Origin of the sequence: Agrobacterium sp. ICMP 6402, from assembly GCF_009498615.1 — a bacterium.
Classification (GTDB): Bacteria; Pseudomonadota; Alphaproteobacteria; order Rhizobiales; family Rhizobiaceae; genus Agrobacterium; species Agrobacterium burrii.
This window is the reverse complement of sequence record NZ_QSNV01000001.1, coordinates 247,352-268,526: the sequence shown is the minus strand read 5'-3', so window position 1 is coordinate 268,526 and position 21,175 is coordinate 247,352. Positions and strand designations below refer to the sequence as shown.

Here is a 21,175-nt window from a genome sequence, read left to right as displayed (position 1 = left end):
CCAAATCCTCGATCAAACCGCCCTGCCCGACACCATTTACCGGGCTGCGGAACCATGATCCCATCTAAACACCGGCGGTGATTTGCAGCAGCACAGACAGCGACATCGGCTTCCGCATTGGCGACAAATTGCGACATGCGCGAATGCCTGCCACAGCCCATTCCGCTGCTAAATCCGGCAGCTATTCGGTGAACAAAACCACGTCGCAATATGACGCATGATAGTGCGCAATTGCCTGTCCACCCATCAGAAAACAGGGGGTGCGGCGCAACGGAGTATTAACGCGAACTAAATTATCTTGCCTGATCAAAGGCAACGAGGGCGTTCCTGGTGGAGAAGGCGACACGCATACGTTATTTCGATGCGGCCAGACATTCGATCATGCCGATACGGTCGAAGACCGCGCATTCGGATTTCCTGCGCACCGGCCGGATCAGCCGTTTTGAAGAACGCTGGTTGCCGAGGGAGCGCGTCTATTACAGCCATGATGAGGTGGCGGCGATGACCGGGCGCAAGCTCGAAGCCGCCGCCGATGCCACCCATAGCCGCCTCAACACCTTTCACCAGTCCATCCGTTTTCCCAAGATGGTCTCCCACCATCTGCTCAACGACCGGCCACATCTCGGTTATTGTCATGTCACGGCGGCGAAAACCAGTTTCGACGCTGAACGCCACGTGCTCTGGTCCTTCTATTTCGCGAATTTCTTCGCCGAGTTGAGCGGTGCCGAAAACTTCTTCGAGAATATCGATGCGCGTTATTCGCGGATGTATTTTGCCGTCGCCATCAATGCGCTTCCCGATAAGGAATTTGCCGTCGATACCTCCTTCCATCGCGGCGGCCTGCTGTTCCAGACGCATGATCCGCGCGTGGCGCTGAAAAATGTGCTGCTGCTCGGTGCGCGCTCGGAGGAGATGCGCAGGATCATCAAGGCGATATAAACGATAGCGCTTTCCATCCCGGCCAGAAATACGCTATTGAGCGCGCTGAAAGGCAGCATCATGGCGCGTCATATCAACATCGAAAACGAGCGGGAAACCGCGTTGCAGGCAGCCGTAACGGAGCTTGCGGACGGCCAGCCCATCGCCCTGCCAACGGAAACCGTCTATGGCCTTGCCGCCGACGCGACCAATCCGGCTGCCATCACCCGCATTTACGAGACGAAAGGCCGGCCGCAGTTCAATCCGTTGATCTGCCATATGGCCGATATTGCCATGGCCGAACGTTATGCGGTTTTCGACCCCATTTCGCTGAAGCTTGCGCAGGCCTTCTGGCCCGGCCCGCTGACGCTGGTTCTGCCCCTGAAACCGGAAAGCGGCATTCACTCGCTGGCGACGGCCGGGCTTGATACGGTCGGCATCCGCGTGCCGCAGGGTTTCGCCGGTGACCTGATCCGCCGGTTCGACAGGCCGCTGGCCGCCCCCAGCGCCAATAGTTCCGGCAAGATCAGCCCGACAAGTGCCGCCCATGTGGAGGCCGATCTCGGCCAGAAGATCAATCTCATTCTTGATGGCGGGGCAGCCTCCGTCGGCGTCGAATCCACCATCGTCAAGGTGGAAGAGGATGGCCGGGTGCGGCTGCTTCGTCCCGGCGGTATCGTCACCGAAGACATCGAGAGCCTTGCCGGCCTGAGGCTGGAACGGCCCGAAAAAGCCTCTGCCGCCATTGAAGCGCCCGGAATGCTGGCGTCGCACTATGCGCCGGGCGCCACTGTGCGCCTCGATGCCGCATCGGTTTTGCCCGGTGAAGCACTGATCCGGTTCGGCGGCATTGCCGTTAAAGGCGAAGAGACCGCCCGCACCGTTCTCGATCTCAGCCCCGCCGGCGATCTTGCCGAGGCCGCCGCCAATCTGTTCGATTATCTGAAAGCCGCCGATGCGACCGGCGCGAAGACCATCGCCATTACCGCCATTCCCACACATGGTCTCGGAGAGGCGATCAACGACCGCCTTTCCCGCGCCGCCGCACCGAGAGGCTGACGGCACTTAACCCCTTTCGCCCATGTTTCAAACGACAGCGAGACGCCCATGACCACCATCCCCTCCTCGGACATTCTTGACCGCTTCACCGCCATTGTCGGTGAGAAAAATGCGGTGCGCGACCCGGCGGAAATGGCGCTGCGTCTGGTGGAAAATCGCGGGCTTTATCGCGGCGTCTCACCCTTGCTGCTGAAACCCGGTTCGGTTGAAGAGGTTGCCGCCATCCTGAAGCTCGCCAGCGAGACCGGCACACCCATCGTGCCGCAGACCGGTAATACCGGGCTTGTCGGCGGCCAGACACCCCGGGAGGAAGGCACCGACATCATCCTGTCGCTGGAGCGCATGAACCGCATCCGCGATATCGATCCGGTCGCCAATGTCATCGTCGCCGATGCCGGCTGCATTCTCGATGACATCCATAAGGCAGCGGAGACGGTGGAACGGATGTTCCCGCTGTCGCTCGGCTCGCAAGGCTCCTGCCGCATCGGCGGCAATCTCGCCACCAATGCCGGCGGCACGGCGGTGCTTGCCTATGGCAATATGCGCCAGCTGTGCCTTGGGCTTGAAGTCGTCCTGCCGACCGGCGAAATATGGAACGGGCTACGCCGGCTGAAAAAGGACAATACGGGTTATGATCTGCGCGATCTCTTCATCGGTTCGGAAGGCACGCTCGGCGTCATCACCGGCGCGGTGCTGAAACTGTTCCCGAAGCCGCTCGGCCATCAGGTGGCTTTTGCCGGGCTCGGCTCCACCGAAGACGCATTGAAGCTGTTCGAAATGGCCTCGAACCTCTGCGGCACGGCGCTGACCGGCTTCGAACTGATGCCGCGCATCGGCGTCGAATTCACCACGAAACATATTCCCGGCGTGCGCGACCCGCTGCAGACGCCGCATGACTGGTACGCGCTCATCGATATCTCCACCTCCGATTCGGCGGAGACAGCCGAGACGATGATGCAATCGCTGCTGGAGCGCGGTTTTGAGGCTGGGCTGGTTGCGGATGCAGTGATCGCCGCTTCAGAAGCCCAGCGACAGGCGCTGTGGCACATGCGAGAGAGCATGTCGGATGCGCAAAAGCCGGAAGGTGGCTCGATCAAGCATGACGTGTCCGTGCCGGTCTCGAAAATACCGGAATTCATGGCGACGGCGGAAAAGGCGGTCATCGCCGCTATTCCCGGCGCCCGCGTCTGCGCCTTCGGCCATCTTGGCGATGGCAACATCCATTACAATATTTCCCAGCCGGTGGGTGCCGACAAGGCCGAGTTCCTCGGCCGCTGGCGGGACATGAACGAGATCGTCCACGGTATCGTTCTGTCGCTTGGCGGCTCCATTTCCGCCGAACATGGCATCGGCCAGCTAAAACGCGACGAGTTGGCCGCCATTCGGCCCGGCATCGAAATGGACCTGATGCGGCGCATCAAACACGCCTTTGACCCCGCCGGCATCATGAACCCCGGCAAGGTGCTTGCCGCCGGGTAGATAGGCGATTGGGAGGGTTGACGCGGGCGGTTTTGGCCGCCCGCTTTTGGTGACGATAGGGCCAGTTCAAACTAACGGGCGCATTCGATCAATTTCTGAAGACCGCCCCAATTGTCGAAATGCGTTTTTCCCATTGCCGCAATTTCAGCCCGCCATTTTTTAGCATCAACGGTCGGGTGAGACGTCTTTCCGGGAAACACCACCGTAATAACCGGGATTGGATCTTTATTTTTGCGTTGGTCGGCAATGCCCGATTTCGCTCTCAGAACGCCACCTCTGTTCACCAGCGGATTGTTGCCGATATCCTGATGGAAGCGCACGGAAGCCTCACCGAGCTTGCCGCCGTCACCATAAACCCCGTAAGCGAAGCGCTTGGTCGCCGGGCGATAGACCACGGCGATATCGCCGTCCTTCACGCCATATTTCTTCACGAAGCTGCTGGACAAAACAACATAGGGAATTTCGGTGGCATCGACCCAATGCCTTTGTGTTCCTGCCGGTCCATCGGGAACCGAAACAGATGTTTCGGTGATAAAAGCCTTGCCCGGCAAGGGATCGCCGGCTTTTTGAATTATCGGCTTATTGTTCTCATCTTTCGAAAAGCCAAATATTCTGACCTTCGAATAATCACCCGTGGCAACGGCCTTCTTCCAGGCATCCTGGCATTTTTTTTGCCATCCCTTTGGGTCCGTATCGGGTGTTGAACCGACAGCAGTCAGCCCGTCGCAGGTATAAGACAGCCCCTCCCCATTCACGAGATAAGAGTTGGGCGCCCCATCGGCATCGACCTTGAGTTCCTTTGTGGAAAAAACGACGCCTCCCGTTCCGCATAGGGCCTGAGACAGGGCAGTCGTTGGCAGCGCCAATAGTGTGGCAGCGCAAAAGACAGCGTGAATTTTCGAAGAATTCGACTTGAAAAATCCGTATGACATGCAACCCTCCCCCTACAAAACATGTATAGGTTGCATTTATTCATTCAGGAGTCGAGTCCAGTCTTATTCAGGGACAGAATCTGGTGTTCCCCGCCATTTCTGCCCGTTTCAATCTTCAGCTCTTCAGAATTACTCTTCTGGAAGCTTCAGGATTGCGGGCTAACCCGACGGCCGGGCGGTCCAGGCGGGAACCAGTTCCGCATTCAGGCGGCGAGGTTTTGGCGCATGGACGAACTGCGTCAGGCCCATGCCGGATTTCGCAATCGCCACCGCATGTTTTTTCGGCATCAGATAGCCATATTCCAACGGCGGCGGGCGGCGCATGATTCGGCTGAAAAACGGACGTTTGTGATAACGGGACGGGGAAAACCGCGCCGGCTCCGCACATACCGTCACATATTCCAGTATTTCCTCAATCCAGCCGCTTTGCGGCCGCGCACCCGGCTCCACCAGCAATATCCACTGTCCACGCGCAGAGCGCATGACATCTTCAATATCCCATTGCCCATAAAAGCGGCAACCGGCGGCATCGGCGACACGCGACGATCCATCGCGCGAACCGTGATCGAGGATCACCACATCGCTTACAAGCCCTTCCACGGCACCGGTTACAAGCGCAGACAAGGTATGCGCCAACTCCGGTTCCTGATCCCGGCATTCCATTATGACTGTCAACATATGCATAGCTCTAACGCATCGCACAATAAATTGCCACTGCACCCGTCACGGTAAAATCCGCCATTTTCCATACGGACCACCATCCCACCCACCTGCTGGATCAGCCCGCAATGCGTCCCGCACACAATATGGGGCATCTCTGACACAATGTGGAATGAGAGCGGATTTGTGTTTTTTGTTCTTGTATTGTTCTCGCTCTTGAGTTAGGAATTTAATCATCGAAGAGGTGATGAAAGCCTGCTCGAACGGAAACGGTTTAGGGTGTCTGGTGGGCCTTCCAACCCGCGGCGCTCTTGGAGCATCCAGATGAGAAACCATACGCTTTCGGGGCAGGCTGCCTTCCAGCCGAGCCATATGCCAGATATTGCCAATGCGTTGGCCGATGCATCGGGCCTGCGGATCGAGATCGACCGTCGTCGCGGCCGTGGCGCCGGGATCAATCCGGATGGACGCTTCGAGGCCCTGCAGCGCGAGGTTTTCGACGATGGCTGGCAGACACTCGAAGACATGCCGGAATTCCGCACCGAGGTGCAGGTGGAAAAGCCGCGCAGCATCATCACCAGCAACGATTCCCCCGATATCCCCTTCGACCGTTCGATCAACCCCTATCGCGGCTGCGAACATGGCTGCATCTATTGTTTCGCGAGGCCTACACACAGCTATATGGGTCTTTCAGCCGGGCTGGATTTCGAGTCGAAGCTGTTCGCCAAGCCGGATGCGGCGAAGCTTCTGGAAAGAGAACTGGCGAAACCGGGATACAAGCCGCGGGTGATCGCCATCGGCACCAATACCGATCCCTATCAGCCGATCGAACGCGAGTGGCGCATCATGCGGCAGATACTGGAAGTGCTGGCCAAGGCCGACCATCCCGTCGCCATCGTCACCAAATCGGCGCTGATCAAGCGGGATATCGACATTCTGGCGCCGATGGCCAAAAAGGGTCTCGCCAAGGTCGGCATTTCCGTGACGACGCTGGATCGCAAGCTCTCGCGCAATATGGAGCCGCGCGCCGCCACGCCGGAGAAGCGGCTGGAAGCGGTCAAGGCGCTGACGGAAGCCGGCATTCCGGTCGCCGTGATGATGGCGCCTGTCATTCCGGCGCTCAACGATCACGAAATCGAACGGATCCTTGAAGCCGGCAAGGCCGCCGGCGCGACCGAAGCGTCTTACGTGCTGCTGCGCCTGCCGCTGGAGGTGAGCCCGCTCTTCCGCGACTGGCTGCTGCGCAACTATCCGGACCGTTATCGTCACGTCATGTCACTGGTGCGCTCCATGCGCGACGGCAAGGACTACGACGCGGAATTCGGGAAACGCATGAAGGGGGCCGGCCCTTACGCCTGGCAGATCGGCAGGCGTTTCGAGATGGCGACGAAGCGGCTTGGCCTCATCCGCCGAGGCATTCATCTGCGCGACGATCTCTTTGTGCCTCCGGGCGGCGCAGGGGTGCAATTGTCGCTGCTTTGAAAAACGGACGCTGAAAACATCCAGCCTGATCGAAGCACCGCACAGCGCGTGCGGCGATATCAGGCAGAACACGACAAGGAGCGCTGGCCTCTTCCCTTCTAGCGGCCACACTCCCCATGAAATGCCCGGCGGGTTTTCCCTGGCCAGCCGGACATCGCCCCCCGGAACCGCCGCCTCGCGTGCGATCGTTTTTCCTCCGCCGCCCCGCTGGAGGATCAAAGGTCATGATGACCTCGAAGGCACAGTGAGCCATGCCCCTCGACCCGGCTCACCCGTGCTGTCATCGCCCGCCTCCGGGGGCTTGCAGGAGATCGGGTGTGTGTGCAAGTTTCGCCGCATGAAACGCCGCACCGCACCCGATTCTCCTGCCCTCTTCGATCTTGCCGATACCGGCCCGGATTTCTCTTTCGAGCTTGAGGCAAAAAAGAACGGCCTCTGGCCCGTGGCAGGCACGGATGAGGCGGGCCGTGGGCCGCTCGCCGGCCCGGTGGTTGCGGCCGCCGTCATTCTCGATCCGGACAATATCCCTGAGGGTATGGACGATTCCAAAAAGCTGACGAAGCTGAAGCGGGAAAGCCTCTTCGTACAGATCATGGAAACATCGATCGTATCGGTCGCTTCCTCCGGCCCCGGCCTGATCGACAGCATGAATATCCTGCGCGCCAGCCTCGACGCCATGCGCCGCGCCGTACTCGGCCTCGAAACCTCCCCCGCCCTCGTGCTGGCCGATGGCCGCGACAGGCCGCCGGGCATCACCTGCGAAGCCAAAGCCGTCATCAAGGGCGATTCCCGCTCCCTCTCCATCGCCGCCGCCTCGATCATAGCCAAGGTGACCCGCGACCGGATGATGGAACGCGCCGGTTTGGTGCATTCGTCCTATGGTTTTGAAGGCCATGCCGGTTACGGCACGCCCGCTCATTTGCGCGCTATCGAAAGCAACGGCCCCTGCCCGTTGCACAGGATGAGCTTTCGGCCGTTGAAGCGGGATTGATCTGGACGGAGTAGTAGAGGGCCGAGCACGTAGATTACGCGTGCTAATCTGTGTATTGCGCCCTCGGGTTGATGATTGTTCAAATAAAAATTTCTAGTATCCTTGGGTGAACATTTGGATCAGATTCGCGATGCCGGTTTACCCTGAACTTAAATTCAGTATGCAGGAAGTAAGAGCCGCTGGAAAACGTCTAAAGGACGAACTGAACCTATACTCCGCAGTTGACTGGCGCGACGCGCATCATGTTTTTGCAGTCGCAAACTCATGGCGCGACAGCCATTTTTTTCCCATGCGCTCCGTCTATCTCTCTGCCGCATATCGCATGCGCAACATTGGTATTAAGGGCGATATGGCGGCTCGACCAAAGCGTATGGCCAGCATTCGAAGGAAGCTCCGTGAATCCGACATTCACCTCGACCGTATGCAGGATATAGGAGGCTGTCGCGCCATTCTCGATGATATCGCAGGTGTTCGTTCCTTGCTTGCTGCGATCAATGACGGATTCCCTCATCATGACCGGCGGCAATGGCCTTACATAGATGCGCCGAAAGACGACGGGTATCGTAGCCACCATATCTCTTTCGAGTTTTGCCCTCGGAGGAAGGAACAAGCAATTTTTGCCGGTCGCCGGGTGGAGTTTCAAATTAGAACACGCCTCCAACACTCATGGGCGACCGCAGTTGAAGCTGTAAGCCTGTTCAACGGCGAGGACTTGAAACATCATCACGGCAATACCGACTGGCTCCGTCTGTTCAAGCTTATGTCGGGTGAATTCGCATATGTCGAGGGCTGCGCTGTTGGCTCTGGCGTGTCTGACCGACCGCTTCGAATTGCTGAAATCAAGACTTTAGAAGCGAAGCTGGACGCAATCTCCACTTTAGAGAATATTCGCACAGCGACCACCTATGCCGAGACATACCTCTATGGTGATGGGAAATTCTTCTTAATTATTTATAACAACGATGATCACACCGTTACGGTCGAGCGATACTCTGAAATATTGCAGCTTCAGGCTCGTCTCGCGTTCATCGAACGGCAAATTGAGGAAGGCTTTACACGTGCGAAAGTCGTAACCGTCGAAGTCTCACGCATTAACAACCTCGTGCGAACCTACCCGAATTATTTCGGCGACGTGGGAGTCTTCTTGAAGTAATCTGAGAAGGATTGTTCGAGGTCAAGATGCGCTAGAATTCACTCTGATTCAGCAGGAGCGCGTGAAAATTCCGAAACCGCAGCTCCAAGGGGATGTGCGCAATCTGACCAGGCGCTATACACGCTGGTATCCTAGCTAAAAGTTCGGACATAGCGATAACCGGTCATTTGGCACGCCAATATTTTGGATGTTGCTGGAAGAATGTTTGTGACTTCGGCATTCCGTGGAGTTCCTCCCCAGCCACATTAGATTTCCTTTGCTACAAATCTAATCGAAATTTCTTCGGCGGATCACCGCCATGATCGACCTCAATTTGTCCGATACATCCCCAGCAATCACCCATGTATCGCCGGAAAGCGTATCTCCCTCAAAAGAGAGAATTCGATTACAACTTCCGCAGCGTCCTTACATGTTGATTGAGTTCCATCCTTGGCTGCCGCGTCGCATCTCTGATAGTCTTTTCTAACACAAACAAAAAACCCCTCACGGCTCGCACCGGAGGGGTCTTGAATAGCCCGAGTAAATCTCAGTTCAGCTTCGACTTCACTTCGCCGATCGTGTCGGCAAAAAGCTTGGCCTTTGCGGCAGCCGTGGTCTTTTCGGCCAGCAGCTTCTCGGAAGCGGCAATGGCGATATCAACGGCGGCGGCGCGGACGGCGCCGATGGCGTCTTCTTCGGCCTGCTTGATCTTCTGTTCCGAAAGGGCCGTGCGGCGGGCGACGAATTCTTCCGTCTTCTGCCGGGCTTCTTCCGTCAGAGCGGCTGCCTCGCGTTCAGCGGCGGCAACGATGCCGGCGGCTTCGGCTTCGGCTTCCTTGCGCTTGCGCTGATATTCGGCCAGCAGGTGCTGGGCCTCTTCACGCAGACGCTTGGCTTCGGCCAGCTCGTCCTGAATGTTCTGGGCGCGCTCGTCCAGAGACTTGGAGAGCATGCCCGGAACCTTGAGATAGGCGATCAGGACAAAGAAAAGGACGAGACCGACAAGAGCGAAAAATGATGCATCAAATGCCATGTCAGGCTCCCTTCACGCTAGAAGCGGCGGCGATTGCGGCCTTGACGTCGGTATCCTTGACCTTGGCGCCAACCAGCTGGTCGACGATTGCGGTCGCGGTTTCCTCGGCAATGACGCCGACATCGGCGAAAGCCTGATCCCTGATGCCTGCAATGCGCTTTTCGGCGGCGGCCAGCTTTTCAGCAAGTCCTGCCTCGATGGCGGCGCGGTCGGCATCAGCCTTGGCCTTGGCGGCGTCACGTGCCGCGGAGCCGATCGAGCTTGCCTTGGCGCGGGCTGCCGCGAGTTCTTTTTCATAGGTTTCGACGGCTGCGTCAGCTTCGCTTTTCAGCCGTGCTGCTTCATCGAGATCCTGTGCGATGCGTCCATGACGGTTTTCGAGAATACCGCCGACGCGAGGAACGATGACCTTCTGCATAAGCAGATAAAAAAGGCCAAACGTGATCGCCAGCCAAAGGACCTGCGATGCATAAGTAGTGTGATCGAACGGCGGGAATACGCCGGAAGCACCTTCGGAACCATGTGCGACACCGGTTTCCGTGTGCGTGGCTGCCGGTTGTGGCTGGCCAACAGCCGGAGTTTCCGTATGCGTTTCACCTACGGTCGGTGCTGACTGGGCAAAAGCCTCGGTCACGAACATGCTCACCTCCAGGGGGACTGCAAATGCGAAGGATCACGACACGCTACAGTGCGGGCCGTGATCCAGACCTGATGCCGATATTAAACAGCGAACAGGAGAAGGAGAGCAACGAGCAGCGAGAAGATGCCCAGAGCTTCCGTAACGGCGAAGCCGAATACCAGACGGCCGAACTGGCTGTCGGCAGCAGAGGGGTTGCGCAGTGCGCCGGACAGGTAATCACCGAAGATACGGCCGAGTGCGAGGGACGTACCAGCCATGCCGAGGCATGCGAGACCTGCGCCGATGTACTTTGCTGCTTCCGCTTCCATGTGAGACTCCTTGAGATATTGGTTGTTGCGGCTGTTTTTTGGCGCCCGTTGCCGGGGCCAGCGACTTTACTTCTCAGTGACCACCATGCACGGCGTCGTTCAGGTACATGCAAGTCAGTACCGCGAACACATAAGCCTGCAGGAAGGCAACGAGAAATTCGAGAGCGGTCATTGCGACCGTCATGATGAGAGGCAGGACCGCGCCGCCGATGCCGAGCGCGCCGAGCGCACCCATGGAGGCGACGAAGCCCGCGAAAACCTTGAGCGTGATGTGGCCGGCCAGCATGTTCGCGAAGAGACGAACGGAAAGGCTGATCGGACGCGACAGGAACGAGATCATTTCAATGGACGCCACAAGCGGCAAAAGCGCCTTCGGCACGCCCGAGGGGGCGAAGATGCCGAAGAAATGCAGGCCGTGCTTGTAGAAACCGTAAACGATGACCGTGCCGATGACGAGGCAGGCGAGCGCGAACGTGACGATGATCTGGCTGGTGACCGTGAAGAAATACGGGAACATGCCGAGAAGGTTCGCCGTCAGCACGAACATGAACAGCGAAAAGACGAAGGGGAAGAACACCATGCCCTTTTTGCCGGCGCCTTCGCGCAGCATGGAGGCGATGAATTCATAGGACATTTCAGCAACGGACTGCATGCGGGTCGGGATCAGACCGCGGTTCGACGTTGCGAAATAAAGGAAACCGGATGCGGCGGCCACGGTCGCAACCATGAAAAGCGACGCATTGGTGAAGGAAAAATCAACGCCGCCAATTTCGATCGGAATGATCGGCTGCACCAAGAACTGATGGGTCGGATCGTTTGCCACCGGCTGCCCTTTTTACCTGTTGCCGCACCTGGCGGCATCTCAACTGCAAGAAAAAACAGCTTAAACGCCGCCTTTTCCACCCTCGTCTCGCCTGTCCGCCTTCTCCAGCAGCGGCGGCTTGGCCACCGCGCCGGTAGAGCGCAACACATTCAATACGCCTGCGCAGAAACCGAGAAGGAGAAGAACGATCATCCCCCACGGCGTCGTGCCGACAAAATAATCCAGAAGATAACCCAGCATAGCGCCGACCACGATGGCCGAAATGAACTCCGATGAGAGCTTCACCGCCATCGCAAAACCTTTCCGGTTTTCCGCAGCGTTGGTCTCCGCCCTCACGTCCGCCTCATCCTCCGCTTTCACCTTTGCCAACTCATCAGCAAGGCGTTTGCGACGCTCGTCCAGACTATCGTCACGGTTGCCAGTCATCTTAGAATCCCACCCATTTTCTCCGTTCCAGCCATGCCAGAACCCTTTGGAGTTGTAAACGGTGACGGATTAAGCCTGTTCCAGCCCGCTCTGAAGTCGCGCGCAACATAGTTTTAGGGGCTTCTCTAGTCAAGGCGCTGCGGCAGCTTGTTTCAACACAAATTAATCATTGAAAAACAATAGCTTGATGCCAAATCGCTGTTTGGCGGCGATGTTTCGCGAGGGAATCGGCATTTTTGACACGCAAAATGCGACAAATTGGCGGTGGTATCAGCTCCAGCCGCCACCATAGGTACGGTAAAACACGTGCAGACCGATGCGGCCGACCTTCTTCATCGTCCGGCCCCAGGCGGGACGTACATAGACGGCATGATAATGAGTTGCTGAGCCAACTTCATTCAGCCAGATTTTTCCGGCGGTGGTGGCCATGGCCACTTCGCGCGCCATTTTCCAATGGCGTTCGGAATTGACGCGGTCCTTGATATTGTCGCAGGCGAAGGAAAACTGGCAGCGGTTGCGCCAGTCCTTATTCTGATAAACGACGCCGCAGATGGTTTTCGGATAGGAAGGGTTACGCACACGGTTGAGAATGACCTGCGCCACCGCCGCCTGTCCCTTGACCGATTCTCCGCGCGCTTCGAAATAGATGCCGGATGCGAGGCACTGCTGTTCGGCTGCGGAAAACACCTCGGCCGGCAGCGGAGTCGCCGCCCAGGCGTGATCTTCCGGGCTGATCTGCGGCACGAAGCGGCCGGCCTCCGGTTTTTTGAGAATGGCGTCGAAGGGCGATTCGCGGGCGAAATCCGGCGTGGCCGGCGCGTAGGCCGTGGCGAGAATGTCGGGGGTACGGTTGGTGATGAGTTCCGCCAGCATCGGCGAGACACTCTTGTCCGCCTTTTTTTCGTCGCGGCGGAAATAGAAGGAAGCCAGTTCGACATCCTTGCCGCGTTTGGGTTTCACGAAAGCCGTGCGGTCCTTGCGCTTCAGCGGCTCTATGTCCAACATGCTGGTGCGCTGAAGGACAGAACCGGCGGTGAAAGCCTTTGGCGGCTGCATGATTTCGGTTGCGACGATGCGGCCCTTCTTGGCGGCGCGGTTGACACGCTCGCTGTCCGGCGTCGTGGCCTCGCCCTTCTTGTTGGTGACGAAGGCGACCTTGCTGCCATTGGGCAGGGTCATGCCGCTGCCATGCAGCGCCGCCTCGCCTGCCGCATCATTGAAGGTGAGCGAGGCGTTGTGCACCGAACCGGCCGGAGAGGCGGTCAGCACCATGCGCCATTGTTCGCCGCCATTATCCAGCCCGGCCAGCAGCGAGGCCAGATCCGCGCGCGCGGCGAGAGAAGGAAAGACGAGCCAGGCGGCAAGGCCGAAGACGACGGGTGAGGCCCATCTGGCGGTCCATGCCTGAAGGGACGCAGGGGACCGACGACGCATTACACTTTTCGAACGCAAAACCAGCACTCCGAACACCGACAACCATATTTGCTACAGGTGTTCGAGAATCTCTTATTAACCTTGATGCTTGGTTAACGCCGCGGGCGGACATGGCTTCACGTTAATGTGTAACCACCTTCTAATAGTCAAAAGACAAGCGAATAATCACACGACGACGTGAGAACCCAGTTCCACCACACGGTTGGCCGGAAGGCGGAAATAGTCCGACGGGTCGGCGGCGGTTTCGGCAAGCGCGATGAACAGGCGGTTCTGCCAGCCCGGCATGCCGGATTTCGGATCCGGCACCAGCTTGCGGCGGCCGAGATAGAACGACGTCGACATGATGTCGAACTTGTAGCCGGTGCGCCTGAGATACCCCAGCGCCTGCGTGACATTCTGGGTTTCCATGAAGCCGAAATGCAGTTCCACCACCGCGAAACGATCACTGAGTTTCGTCAGCGTGTACCTGTTCTCCGGGCGGACGCGCGGCTGATCCTCGGTGCGGATCGTCAGGATGACATTCTTGTCATGCAGGACGTGATTGTGCTTGAGATTGTGCAGCAGGGCCGCTGGCGCTGCCTCCGGATCGCCGGTCAGGAAAATCGCCGTGCCGGGCACACGCACCGGCGCATGGGCGCTTTCCTTTTCCACCGAGGCGACGAAAGCCTTCAGCGGCACGTCGCTGCGGCGGGTCTTGGCGAAGAGGATTTTCGAACCGCGCTGCCAGGTGGTCATGATGATGGTGAAGGCGATCGCCAGCATCACCGGCACGTAGCCGCCATCATGGATCTTCAGCAGGTTCGCGCCGAGGAATACGAGTTCCAGCAGCAGAAGCGGCGCCAGCACGGCAAGCGCCAGCCACACCGACCATTGCCAGCGTTTGCGCACGAATTCGAAGAACATCAAGCTGGTGACGACCATGGCGCCGGTGACGGAAATACCATAGGCGGTGGCCAGCGCATCGGAACTCTTGAAGGTGAGCACCAGAGCGACGACGCCGAACAAAAGGATGGTGTTGACGGCCGGCAGGTAGATCTGTCCCGTATTGGTTTCCGAGGTGAAGAGGATTTCCATGCGCGGCAGGTAGCCGAGATGGATGGCCTGACGCACCAGCGAAAACGCGCCTGTGATGACCGCCTGGCTGGCGATGATGGTGGCGGCGGTGGCCAGAATGACGGCCGGCAGGATCGCCCATTGCGGGAACATCAGATAAAACGGATTGGACATTGCCGCCGGGTCTTTCAGCACCAGCGCGCCCTGGCCGAGATAGTTCAGCGTCAGCGCCGGGAAAACCAGACAGAACCATGCCCACTGGATGGGGCGGCGGCCGAAATGGCCGAGATCGGCATAAAGCGCTTCGGCACCCGTGATCGTCAGAAACACCGCGCCGAGCACAACGATGCCGTAAAAACCTTCATTGGCCAGAAACTCCACCGCGTGCCACGGGTTGAAGGCGAAGAGAATGCCGAAATCATCGGCGATATGAACGAGGCCCACCACACCCATGACGAGAAACCACACGGCCGTGATCGGCCCGAAGAATTTCGCCACCACTCCCGTGCCGTGCGACTGGATGGCGAAGAGGCCGATGAGGATGCAGACGGATATCGGAATAATAAAGTCGTCCATGGCAGGCGTGACGAGTTTGAGACCCTCCACCGCCGACAGCACCGAAAGTGCTGGCGTGATCATCGCATCACCGAGGAAAAGTGCCGCACCGATGAGACCGAGCACGATGAGAACGCCGCGATGGGTGCCCGCCGTCTTCATCAGCAGCGCCAGCAGCGAGAGCGTGCCGCCTTCGCCGTCATTGTCGGCGCGCAACAGAAGCGTGATATATTTGAACGTCACGATGATCGTCAAAGACCAGAGCATCAGGGATGTCAGGCCGATGACTTCCTCTCGCGTCACGCCATCATAGGCGATCGGCCGCAGGGCTTCGCGGAAGGCGTAAAGCGGGCTGGTGCCGATATCGCCGTATACGACACCGATCGAACCAAGGATTGCGGCATAAAGCCCCTTGTTCTGATGTTTGTCGTCCGCATCCGGTTTCTCGGCAAGATCCTTGTCAACGATCTGAGACATGTTGATTCTGGCTCCTCAGAGCCAGCCCTTCCAACGGAAAAAGAGAAACGGAATGATTGCGGACATCAGCATGATGACGAGCGCGAGTGGATAACCAAATGTCCAGTTCAACTCCGGCATGAGCTGAAAGTTCATTCCATAAACCGAGGCCACCAGCGTCGGCGGCAGGAACACCACCGAGGCGATGGAGAATATCTTGATGATGCCGTTCTGCTCGATATTGATGATGCCGAGAGACGCATCCAGCAGGAAGGTCAGATTGCCGGAAACGAAGGCCGCATGTTCGTTCAGCGACTGGATATCGCGCCCGATCGACTTGCCCTGTTCCCGCGCTTCCTTGTCCCCGCGAGCCTGATCGCTGGTGGACAGAAAGGTCTGCAGGCGCGCCAGCGATGCGAGGCTGACGCGGACCTTCGAGATCAGCCGGTGATAGGCGGCGATGTTGGTCAGACGGTCTTCGAGATAGCGCGGCGCCTTGCGTTTGGAACGTGCCTGACTGCCGAGAATGTCGGCAGCGAGATTGTCAATGCCGGCGACAGAGTTTTCGAGAATTTCCGCCGTGCGGTCGACGATGGTTTCCAGCAGCTTCAAAAGCAGGGCCGTGCCGCTGCGCATTTCGTGCGGCACGCGGGTAATGGCGGCGATGAAGAGGTGGAAGGATTTCGGCTCGGCATAACGGATCGTCACGAGGCGCTTGCCGGCAAGAATGAAAGCGACATCCGTGAGGCGTGGATCGTCCGATTCCGCCTTCCACACCAGAGAGGCAGTCATAAAGACATTGCCGTCTTCCATATAAAGGCGGCTGGAGGGTTCGATATCTTTCAAATCCTCGCGGGTGGGCAGATCGAGCCCCAGCAGTTTTTCCACATGCTGCTCTTCCGCCCTGTCGGGATTGACGATGTCGATCCAGACGATGTCGTCGGGAATCTGTCCGGAGCCGTCGTCTGGCGACAGGCTGATCGCCTCGCAATTGGCGCGATAGGCTTTTATCAATCCGCTTCTCCGGTCCACATCGCAAGCTTCAGCCGCAATGCTGCTTAACATATCCTGTTTGCGGTCGGCAAACCTTTGGACGACACTTCAGGGCACGCCGGAACGAGCGGGATTTCATATCTCGCCAGCCCGATGGACCAAGAGCCAAACGGCGCAGGCGTATGCGCCCAAAGCGAGATGCAATCAAGCAATATTTTTTCTCGACAGCATTGCAGGCGAAGCATTTCTCGATGTTCAAATCCGGAAAACTTACCTGATACTGACGATTAATCTTCTGTTTTAAAAAGATTATTCAAGATCGACAGACGCCTCTTCGGTTTATGCCGAAAGCCGCTGCGTTATTCGAAAACGATCTTCGGCGCGGCTTTTCTCTCACCCGCGCCGATGCGCGCCCAGACTTTTTGCGCGATATCGCGATAAATTTGCGCCTGCGGGCCATCCGGCTCGACGACGACGACCGGCGTTCCGGCATCCGACGTTTCACGGATGGAAATGGTGAGCGGCACCTCGCCGAGGAACGGCACGCCGATCCGCTCGGCTTCGGCCTTTGCACCACCATGGCCGAAAATATCATAGCGGGCACCGGTATCCGGTGCGATGAAATAGCTCATATTCTCGATCACGCCGAGCAAAGGCACTTCCACCTTGCGGAACATGGTGATGCCCTTGCGCGCATCGATCAGCGCCAGATCCTGCGGCGTGGACACGATGACAGCGCCGGCAAGCGGCACCTGCTGGGCGATGGTCAGCTGCGCGTCACCCGTGCCGGGCGGCATGTCCAGTACCAGCACATCCAGATCGCCCCAGGCGACTTCGCGCAGCATCTGCATCAGGGCGGACTGCACCATCGGCCCGCGCCAGATCATTGCCGCTTCCTCATCCACCAGAAAACCCATGGACATGACCTTCAGCCCATAATTTTCCATGGGAAGGATGATGCGGTCTTCCTGCTGCTGCGGGCGGCCGGAAATCTTCAGGAGTTTGGGAAGCGACGGGCCGTAAATATCGGCGTCGAGCATGCCGACCTTGAGGCCGAGCGCCTGAAGGCCGAGCGCCAGATTGACGGCGGTTGTCGACTTGCCGACCCCGCCCTTGCCCGAGGCCACCGCGATGATGGCGCCGACGCCGGGAACGCCGACCTTGGAGGAGCCGGGCTGCGCGGCGGGCCGGCCGGATGCAGCGGCGGGGCGTGCCGGTGCCGGCTGTTGCGGCTGGCCGGGCTTGCGATCCGCCGTCAGCGCAACGACTGCCCCGACGATGCCAGGAACGCCCTTGGCCGCCTTTTCAGCGGCTAGCCGCAACGGCTCCATCTCCGCTGCCTTGTCGGACGGAACGGTAATTGAAAAATAGGCTTTCGCATCGGCGATGAAGATTTCCGAGACCATGCCGAGCGCCACGATGCTTTTGCCGCTGCCGGGATAGATGACGGCTTCCAGAGCCTTTTCCACCTGGTTCTTGCTGACTTCTGCCATTGTCTTACTCCGTATACATGGTCCGGCCGGATATGGGCATTCTTCCGCGCCATCCATAGACAAGCGGGAGCGCTTCGCCAATGGCAAAGCGCAAACAGAAGAGATTAGCGACGATTCACCGCTGCCATTTCAGATTTCATCGTCCATATCGAGCGTTTCAGGATCAAAGACCCGGCCGTCGAAAAAACAGTCAGGACCCAGGACCAGACCCGTGCGCGACGCGCCGACATGCACCGGCTCCCGGAGCGTGCCTTCGAGTTTCAGGTTGGCGCCCGGCACCGGCACGAAAAGCGGCTTCATCGCCTTGCGGAAAATATCCGGCCGATAGGCGTTGCGCGCGGCCTCCACCACGGCCGCGTCGAACCGACATTCGGCGGGAACCTCGCCCCAACGCAACATCTGGCTGAAGAACCACAGCGCCTGGCTCTGCCACGGAAAATTCGCAGCCTTGGCGCTGGTCACGAAAAATTCCGGATAACGCCGCATGTCCTTCTGCGAGGTGGAAATATAGCCCGTCAGCGCCGGCAGCAGGAATTCGCCGTTTTCGTCCATATAATGAGGAGCAGCGAGAATACCGGTCAATTCCTCGATATTGGCGGAATTGGCGCACCATTCGCCAGCGCGGTAGAGCGCACGCAGCAGCCCTTCCAGCAGGGTGGCGTTCTCCTCAGCCCACTGCCGCTTCACGGCCAGTATCTTTTCCGGCGCATTGTGCCAGATCAGCGCCCCGGTCGTCACCATCCGTCCCGTACCACCGAGCACGGCGGCGCTGCCTGCGGGTTCGGCTGTACAGAGCGCATCGACCTTGCCGCTTTCCAGCAGGCCGGGCATGGCTTTCGGCAGGGCTTCGACAATTTCCATGTCGCGGCCAAGCAGCACGCCGCAGCTGCCGAGCAGATAACGCAACATATAAAACGGTGTGGACACGATATCTTCGACCGCAAAGACCGGCGGGTTTTTACCTGCCGCCCGCCGCGCCGCGCAGACGCGGGCCATGGCTCTCCCGAAGGCCGCAGGGTCCGGAAGCTTCAGACCTTCGCGGTAAAGCTCATCGTAAAATTCGTGCGAAACGGTGGTTGCCGATCCACCGAGGGAAAGTGTGAAAACGCCGATAATATCGGCCGGCAGCTCATCGAGGCCGGCTGCGGAACCGACCGGCACCGGAGCGGGCAGATGAGCGATGTGAACCTCGTCCTCGGCAAGCGCCGTCAAAACAGCGCGTGCGGATTGTTTTCGGACGAGTTGCAGTTCTATGCCTTCATCGGCAGCAAAGCCTTTTTCGGCAGCGACTATCAGCACGGCGCAATCGACAGTCGGAGAAAATCCCGCTTTTACCTTATGCCGTTCCGGCAAACGATTTCTCCTTTCCGGTGATTCGGAAGAAGGATCGCCCAGGAAAGGGTTTATCACAATGATAAAATTACGATTTCGCTATTTTATCAAACCGACCCGCAATGCCTTGGCGACAGCCTGGGTGCGGTTGACCGTGTCGAGTTTTTTGGTCGCGCGGTTGAGGTAATGATTGATCGTATGTTCCGACAACATCATGATTTCAGCGATTTCGGCGCTGGTCTTGCCGGCCGCCGTCCAGTTCAGACAATCGATCTCCCGCTCGCTCAATGTTTCGGGAACCCTGAGATCAAGACGGCGGATTTCCGATAGCCGGGCAAAGACATGGCAGGAAATGTAAAACAGTTCCGCCAGCCGGCTTGCCGGCAAAATCGTCTTGTTGCCGGAGAAAGACACCGCGCCCCGGGTGGTGGTGACATCGTGAACGGGAAACCATACGGAGTTGATCATCTCAAATCGCTCGAACAGGCCAATCACGTTCTTTTTGGCGATCGGTTCGTTGCCTCCATCCAGGAAATCCATGGCAACGGAAAAGGGCACCGTCGATTTTTTCAGCTGCACCATCACCTTGCTGTTCTGCAGCATCCCCTCTTCGTCGTACCGCTGCAGAAGCTCAGCCGGCCAGCTGGTGATGATGGTATATTGCGACAGCTCGCTCGCCAGTTCGGATGACAGGTCAAGCACCATAAAGGCCCTGAACTCCCAGGCCTCCGTCAACCGTTTCAAGAACCGGAATATGTCGAATTGCGTGTTCAGACCGGCGATCTCGCGAACGCAATCAACACCAATCGCCTGAACGGCGTCCGTCTCTGTTTTCTGCATGAAAGCTGTTCTTCGAGAATGAGAAATGCCGTCGCAAAGGCCACCTTTGCCCGGAAATTGCCGGGGATGTTACTCACCAAAATGATTCATGCAAACAAAAGTTGAAAACTTAATTCAGAATAGTCGAAAATAAGATTTAACTCGCGCAATTTGACGTTAAACACGTCTGCCCGGCCGCGAAAACAACGGAGCAGCGCCTGCGTTGTTCCTCAACCATCGGCAACCGGCGACAATCGGCAGGCAAGCTCCGCTGAAATTTTGTCCGCGGTTTCGCGCACCAGCGGCGCCCATTTGTAAAGCTGCTCCACATCCACCCGGTAGGCGGGGCCGGTGACGGAAATCGCCGCAAGGAAATTGCGTCCCGGCGCATGGACCGGCGCGGCGGCGCAATGAATGCCGATCTCGTGTTCCTGAAGGTCGAAACCGTAACCATTCACGCGAATGGCCGACACATCCCTTATCAGCGCCTCCGGCGTTATGATCGTATTTTCCGTAAAGCGGAGGAACTCCAATCCGGCAGCGAGGTCTGCCAGCGCATCAGCAGACAGCAGGGACAGCGCCGCCTTGCCCACGCCCGTGCAATAGGCCGGCGAGGTTTTACCGACCTGCGAATGCATCCGCAGGGTATGTCTGCCCTCGATCTTGTCGAGATAAGTGACTTGCCCGCCGTTCAGAACGGCGAGATGCACGGATTCCTGCGTGGCATCCTGCAGCGCGGCCAGATGCGGGGCGGCGACGCTGCGCAGATCATTGCCGCTCCAGGCTTTCGCCGCAAATTGCAACAATCTCAGGCCGACAGCATAGGTCTGATCGTTGGCATGGTCGATCAGGCCTTCGGCGAGAAGATGGGCGAGCTGGCGATGAACCGTGCCGCGCGGCTGGCCGCAAGCCTCGACCACATCGGTAAAACGCATCGGTTTTTCCGCTAAGGCGATAAGCTCCAGAAGCGAGACGGCCTTTCCGAGCGTGCCGGTCTCGCTTTCCGTTTTTCGGGCGTGACCGGGAACGGGGCCACGTTGCTGAGCATTGGGCGTTTTATTATCGGGCATGGCAACATCCACCGTCATCTGCCTTGACATAAGTGTGACGCCAAGAGAATAATTCCAATTAGTAAAATCTAGTTCCATATATTGGAA

20 protein-coding genes are annotated in these 21,175 nt (G+C 58.2%); 6 read left to right on the top strand and 14 right to left on the bottom strand.

What is annotated here, in order from left to right; translation table 11 throughout:
- The first annotated feature begins 330 nt into the window (after positions 1-330).
- Genes DXT96_RS01285 through DXT96_RS01275 form a run of 3 tightly spaced genes read left to right on the top strand, consistent with a single transcriptional unit; the run spans position 331 to position 3,456 of the window.
- Positions 331-939, top strand: a complete 609-nt coding sequence (locus DXT96_RS01285) for a DUF6656 family protein (protein ID WP_371418762.1) — start codon at positions 331-333, stop codon at positions 937-939.
- Between the two features lie 60 nt (positions 940-999).
- On the top strand, positions 1,000-1,977 hold the full coding sequence (locus DXT96_RS01280; protein ID WP_153514133.1) for an L-threonylcarbamoyladenylate synthase: 978 nt from the start codon (positions 1,000-1,002) through the stop codon (positions 1,975-1,977).
- Positions 1,978-2,025: 48 nt separating this feature from the next.
- Entirely contained in the window at positions 2,026-3,456 is a 1,431-nt protein-coding gene (locus DXT96_RS01275; protein WP_153513270.1) for an FAD-binding oxidoreductase, read from the top strand.
- A gap of 71 nt (positions 3,457-3,527) precedes the next feature.
- On the opposite strand, the gene DXT96_RS01270 is transcribed toward DXT96_RS01275, so the two are convergent.
- Positions 3,528-4,388, bottom strand: a complete 861-nt coding sequence (locus tag DXT96_RS01270) for a glycoside hydrolase family 75 protein (RefSeq protein WP_153513269.1) — start codon at positions 4,386-4,388, stop codon at positions 3,528-3,530.
- Positions 4,389-4,547: 159 nt separating this feature from the next.
- Positions 4,548-5,066, bottom strand: a complete 519-nt coding sequence (locus DXT96_RS01265) for a glycosyltransferase family 2 protein (RefSeq protein ID WP_153513268.1) — start codon at positions 5,064-5,066, stop codon at positions 4,548-4,550.
- A gap of 306 nt (positions 5,067-5,372) precedes the next feature.
- Between DXT96_RS01265 and DXT96_RS01260 the strand changes: the two genes are divergently transcribed.
- From DXT96_RS01260 to DXT96_RS01250, 3 genes are all read left to right on the top strand, one after another.
- Complete coding sequence (locus tag DXT96_RS01260) at positions 5,373-6,530, top strand: PA0069 family radical SAM protein (protein ID WP_194287519.1); 1,158 nt, start codon at positions 5,373-5,375, stop codon at positions 6,528-6,530.
- Between the two features lie 337 nt (positions 6,531-6,867).
- Positions 6,868-7,521, top strand: coding sequence for a ribonuclease HII (locus DXT96_RS01255; protein ID WP_153514131.1), 654 nt, complete (start codon positions 6,868-6,870; stop codon positions 7,519-7,521).
- Positions 7,522-7,651: 130 nt separating this feature from the next.
- Positions 7,652-8,674, top strand: a complete 1,023-nt coding sequence (locus DXT96_RS01250; RefSeq protein ID WP_246670517.1) for a RelA/SpoT domain-containing protein — start codon at positions 7,652-7,654, stop codon at positions 8,672-8,674.
- 526 nt (positions 8,675-9,200) lie between these two features.
- Here DXT96_RS01250 and DXT96_RS01245 read toward each other — a convergent pair.
- The 12 genes from DXT96_RS01245 to DXT96_RS01190 all read right to left on the bottom strand — a co-directional run bounded on the left by DXT96_RS01245 (position 9,201) and on the right by DXT96_RS01190 (position 21,118).
- A complete protein-coding gene (locus DXT96_RS01245; protein WP_153513267.1) occupies positions 9,201-9,686 on the bottom strand; it encodes a F0F1 ATP synthase subunit B in 486 nt (161 codons plus the stop codon).
- Between the two features lies 1 nt (position 9,687).
- On the bottom strand, positions 9,688-10,326 hold the full coding sequence (locus tag DXT96_RS01240) for a F0F1 ATP synthase subunit B (RefSeq protein ID WP_153513266.1): 639 nt from the start codon (positions 10,324-10,326) through the stop codon (positions 9,688-9,690).
- A gap of 80 nt (positions 10,327-10,406) precedes the next feature.
- Positions 10,407-10,634, bottom strand: coding sequence for a F0F1 ATP synthase subunit C (locus tag DXT96_RS01235; RefSeq protein WP_003494147.1), 228 nt, complete (start codon positions 10,632-10,634; stop codon positions 10,407-10,409).
- Positions 10,635-10,707: 73 nt separating this feature from the next.
- Positions 10,708-11,457 carry a F0F1 ATP synthase subunit A gene (locus DXT96_RS01230; protein ID WP_003503121.1) on the bottom strand — a complete coding sequence of 250 codons (750 nt, stop codon included), beginning with the start codon at positions 11,455-11,457 and terminating at the stop codon, positions 10,708-10,710.
- Positions 11,458-11,517: 60 nt separating this feature from the next.
- Positions 11,518-11,883, bottom strand: coding sequence for an AtpZ/AtpI family protein (locus DXT96_RS01225; protein ID WP_153513265.1), 366 nt, complete (start codon positions 11,881-11,883; stop codon positions 11,518-11,520).
- Positions 11,884-12,153: 270 nt separating this feature from the next.
- Positions 12,154-13,317 (bottom strand): cell wall hydrolase, encoded by a 1,164-nt coding sequence (locus DXT96_RS01220; RefSeq protein ID WP_194287518.1) that lies wholly within the window; start codon positions 13,315-13,317, stop codon positions 12,154-12,156.
- 165 nt (positions 13,318-13,482) lie between these two features.
- Positions 13,483-15,402, bottom strand: a complete 1,920-nt coding sequence (locus tag DXT96_RS01215; protein ID WP_149898686.1) for a potassium transporter Kup — start codon at positions 15,400-15,402, stop codon at positions 13,483-13,485.
- Positions 15,403-15,417: 15 nt separating this feature from the next.
- Positions 15,418-16,395: a magnesium transporter CorA family protein gene (locus DXT96_RS01210; RefSeq protein ID WP_046800709.1), complete on the bottom strand. Its 978-nt coding sequence runs from the start codon at positions 16,393-16,395 to the stop codon at positions 15,418-15,420.
- A gap of 338 nt (positions 16,396-16,733) precedes the next feature.
- The gene (locus DXT96_RS01205; RefSeq protein WP_153513263.1) at positions 16,734-17,867 is read right to left on the bottom strand and encodes an Mrp/NBP35 family ATP-binding protein; all 1,134 of its coding nucleotides are present in this window, start codon (positions 17,865-17,867) and stop codon (positions 16,734-16,736) included.
- Between the two features lie 129 nt (positions 17,868-17,996).
- Positions 17,997-19,220 carry a CmpA/NrtA family ABC transporter substrate-binding protein gene (locus tag DXT96_RS01200; protein WP_153513262.1) on the bottom strand — a complete coding sequence of 408 codons (1,224 nt, stop codon included), beginning with the start codon at positions 19,218-19,220 and terminating at the stop codon, positions 17,997-17,999.
- A gap of 78 nt (positions 19,221-19,298) precedes the next feature.
- Positions 19,299-20,039 (bottom strand): LuxR C-terminal-related transcriptional regulator, encoded by a 741-nt coding sequence (locus tag DXT96_RS01195; protein ID WP_153513261.1) that lies wholly within the window; start codon positions 20,037-20,039, stop codon positions 19,299-19,301.
- A 209-nt stretch (positions 20,040-20,248) separates the two neighbouring features.
- Positions 20,249-21,118 (bottom strand): IclR family transcriptional regulator, encoded by an 870-nt coding sequence (locus DXT96_RS01190; RefSeq protein ID WP_194287517.1) that lies wholly within the window; start codon positions 21,116-21,118, stop codon positions 20,249-20,251.
- Positions 21,119-21,175 lie beyond the last annotated feature (57 nt).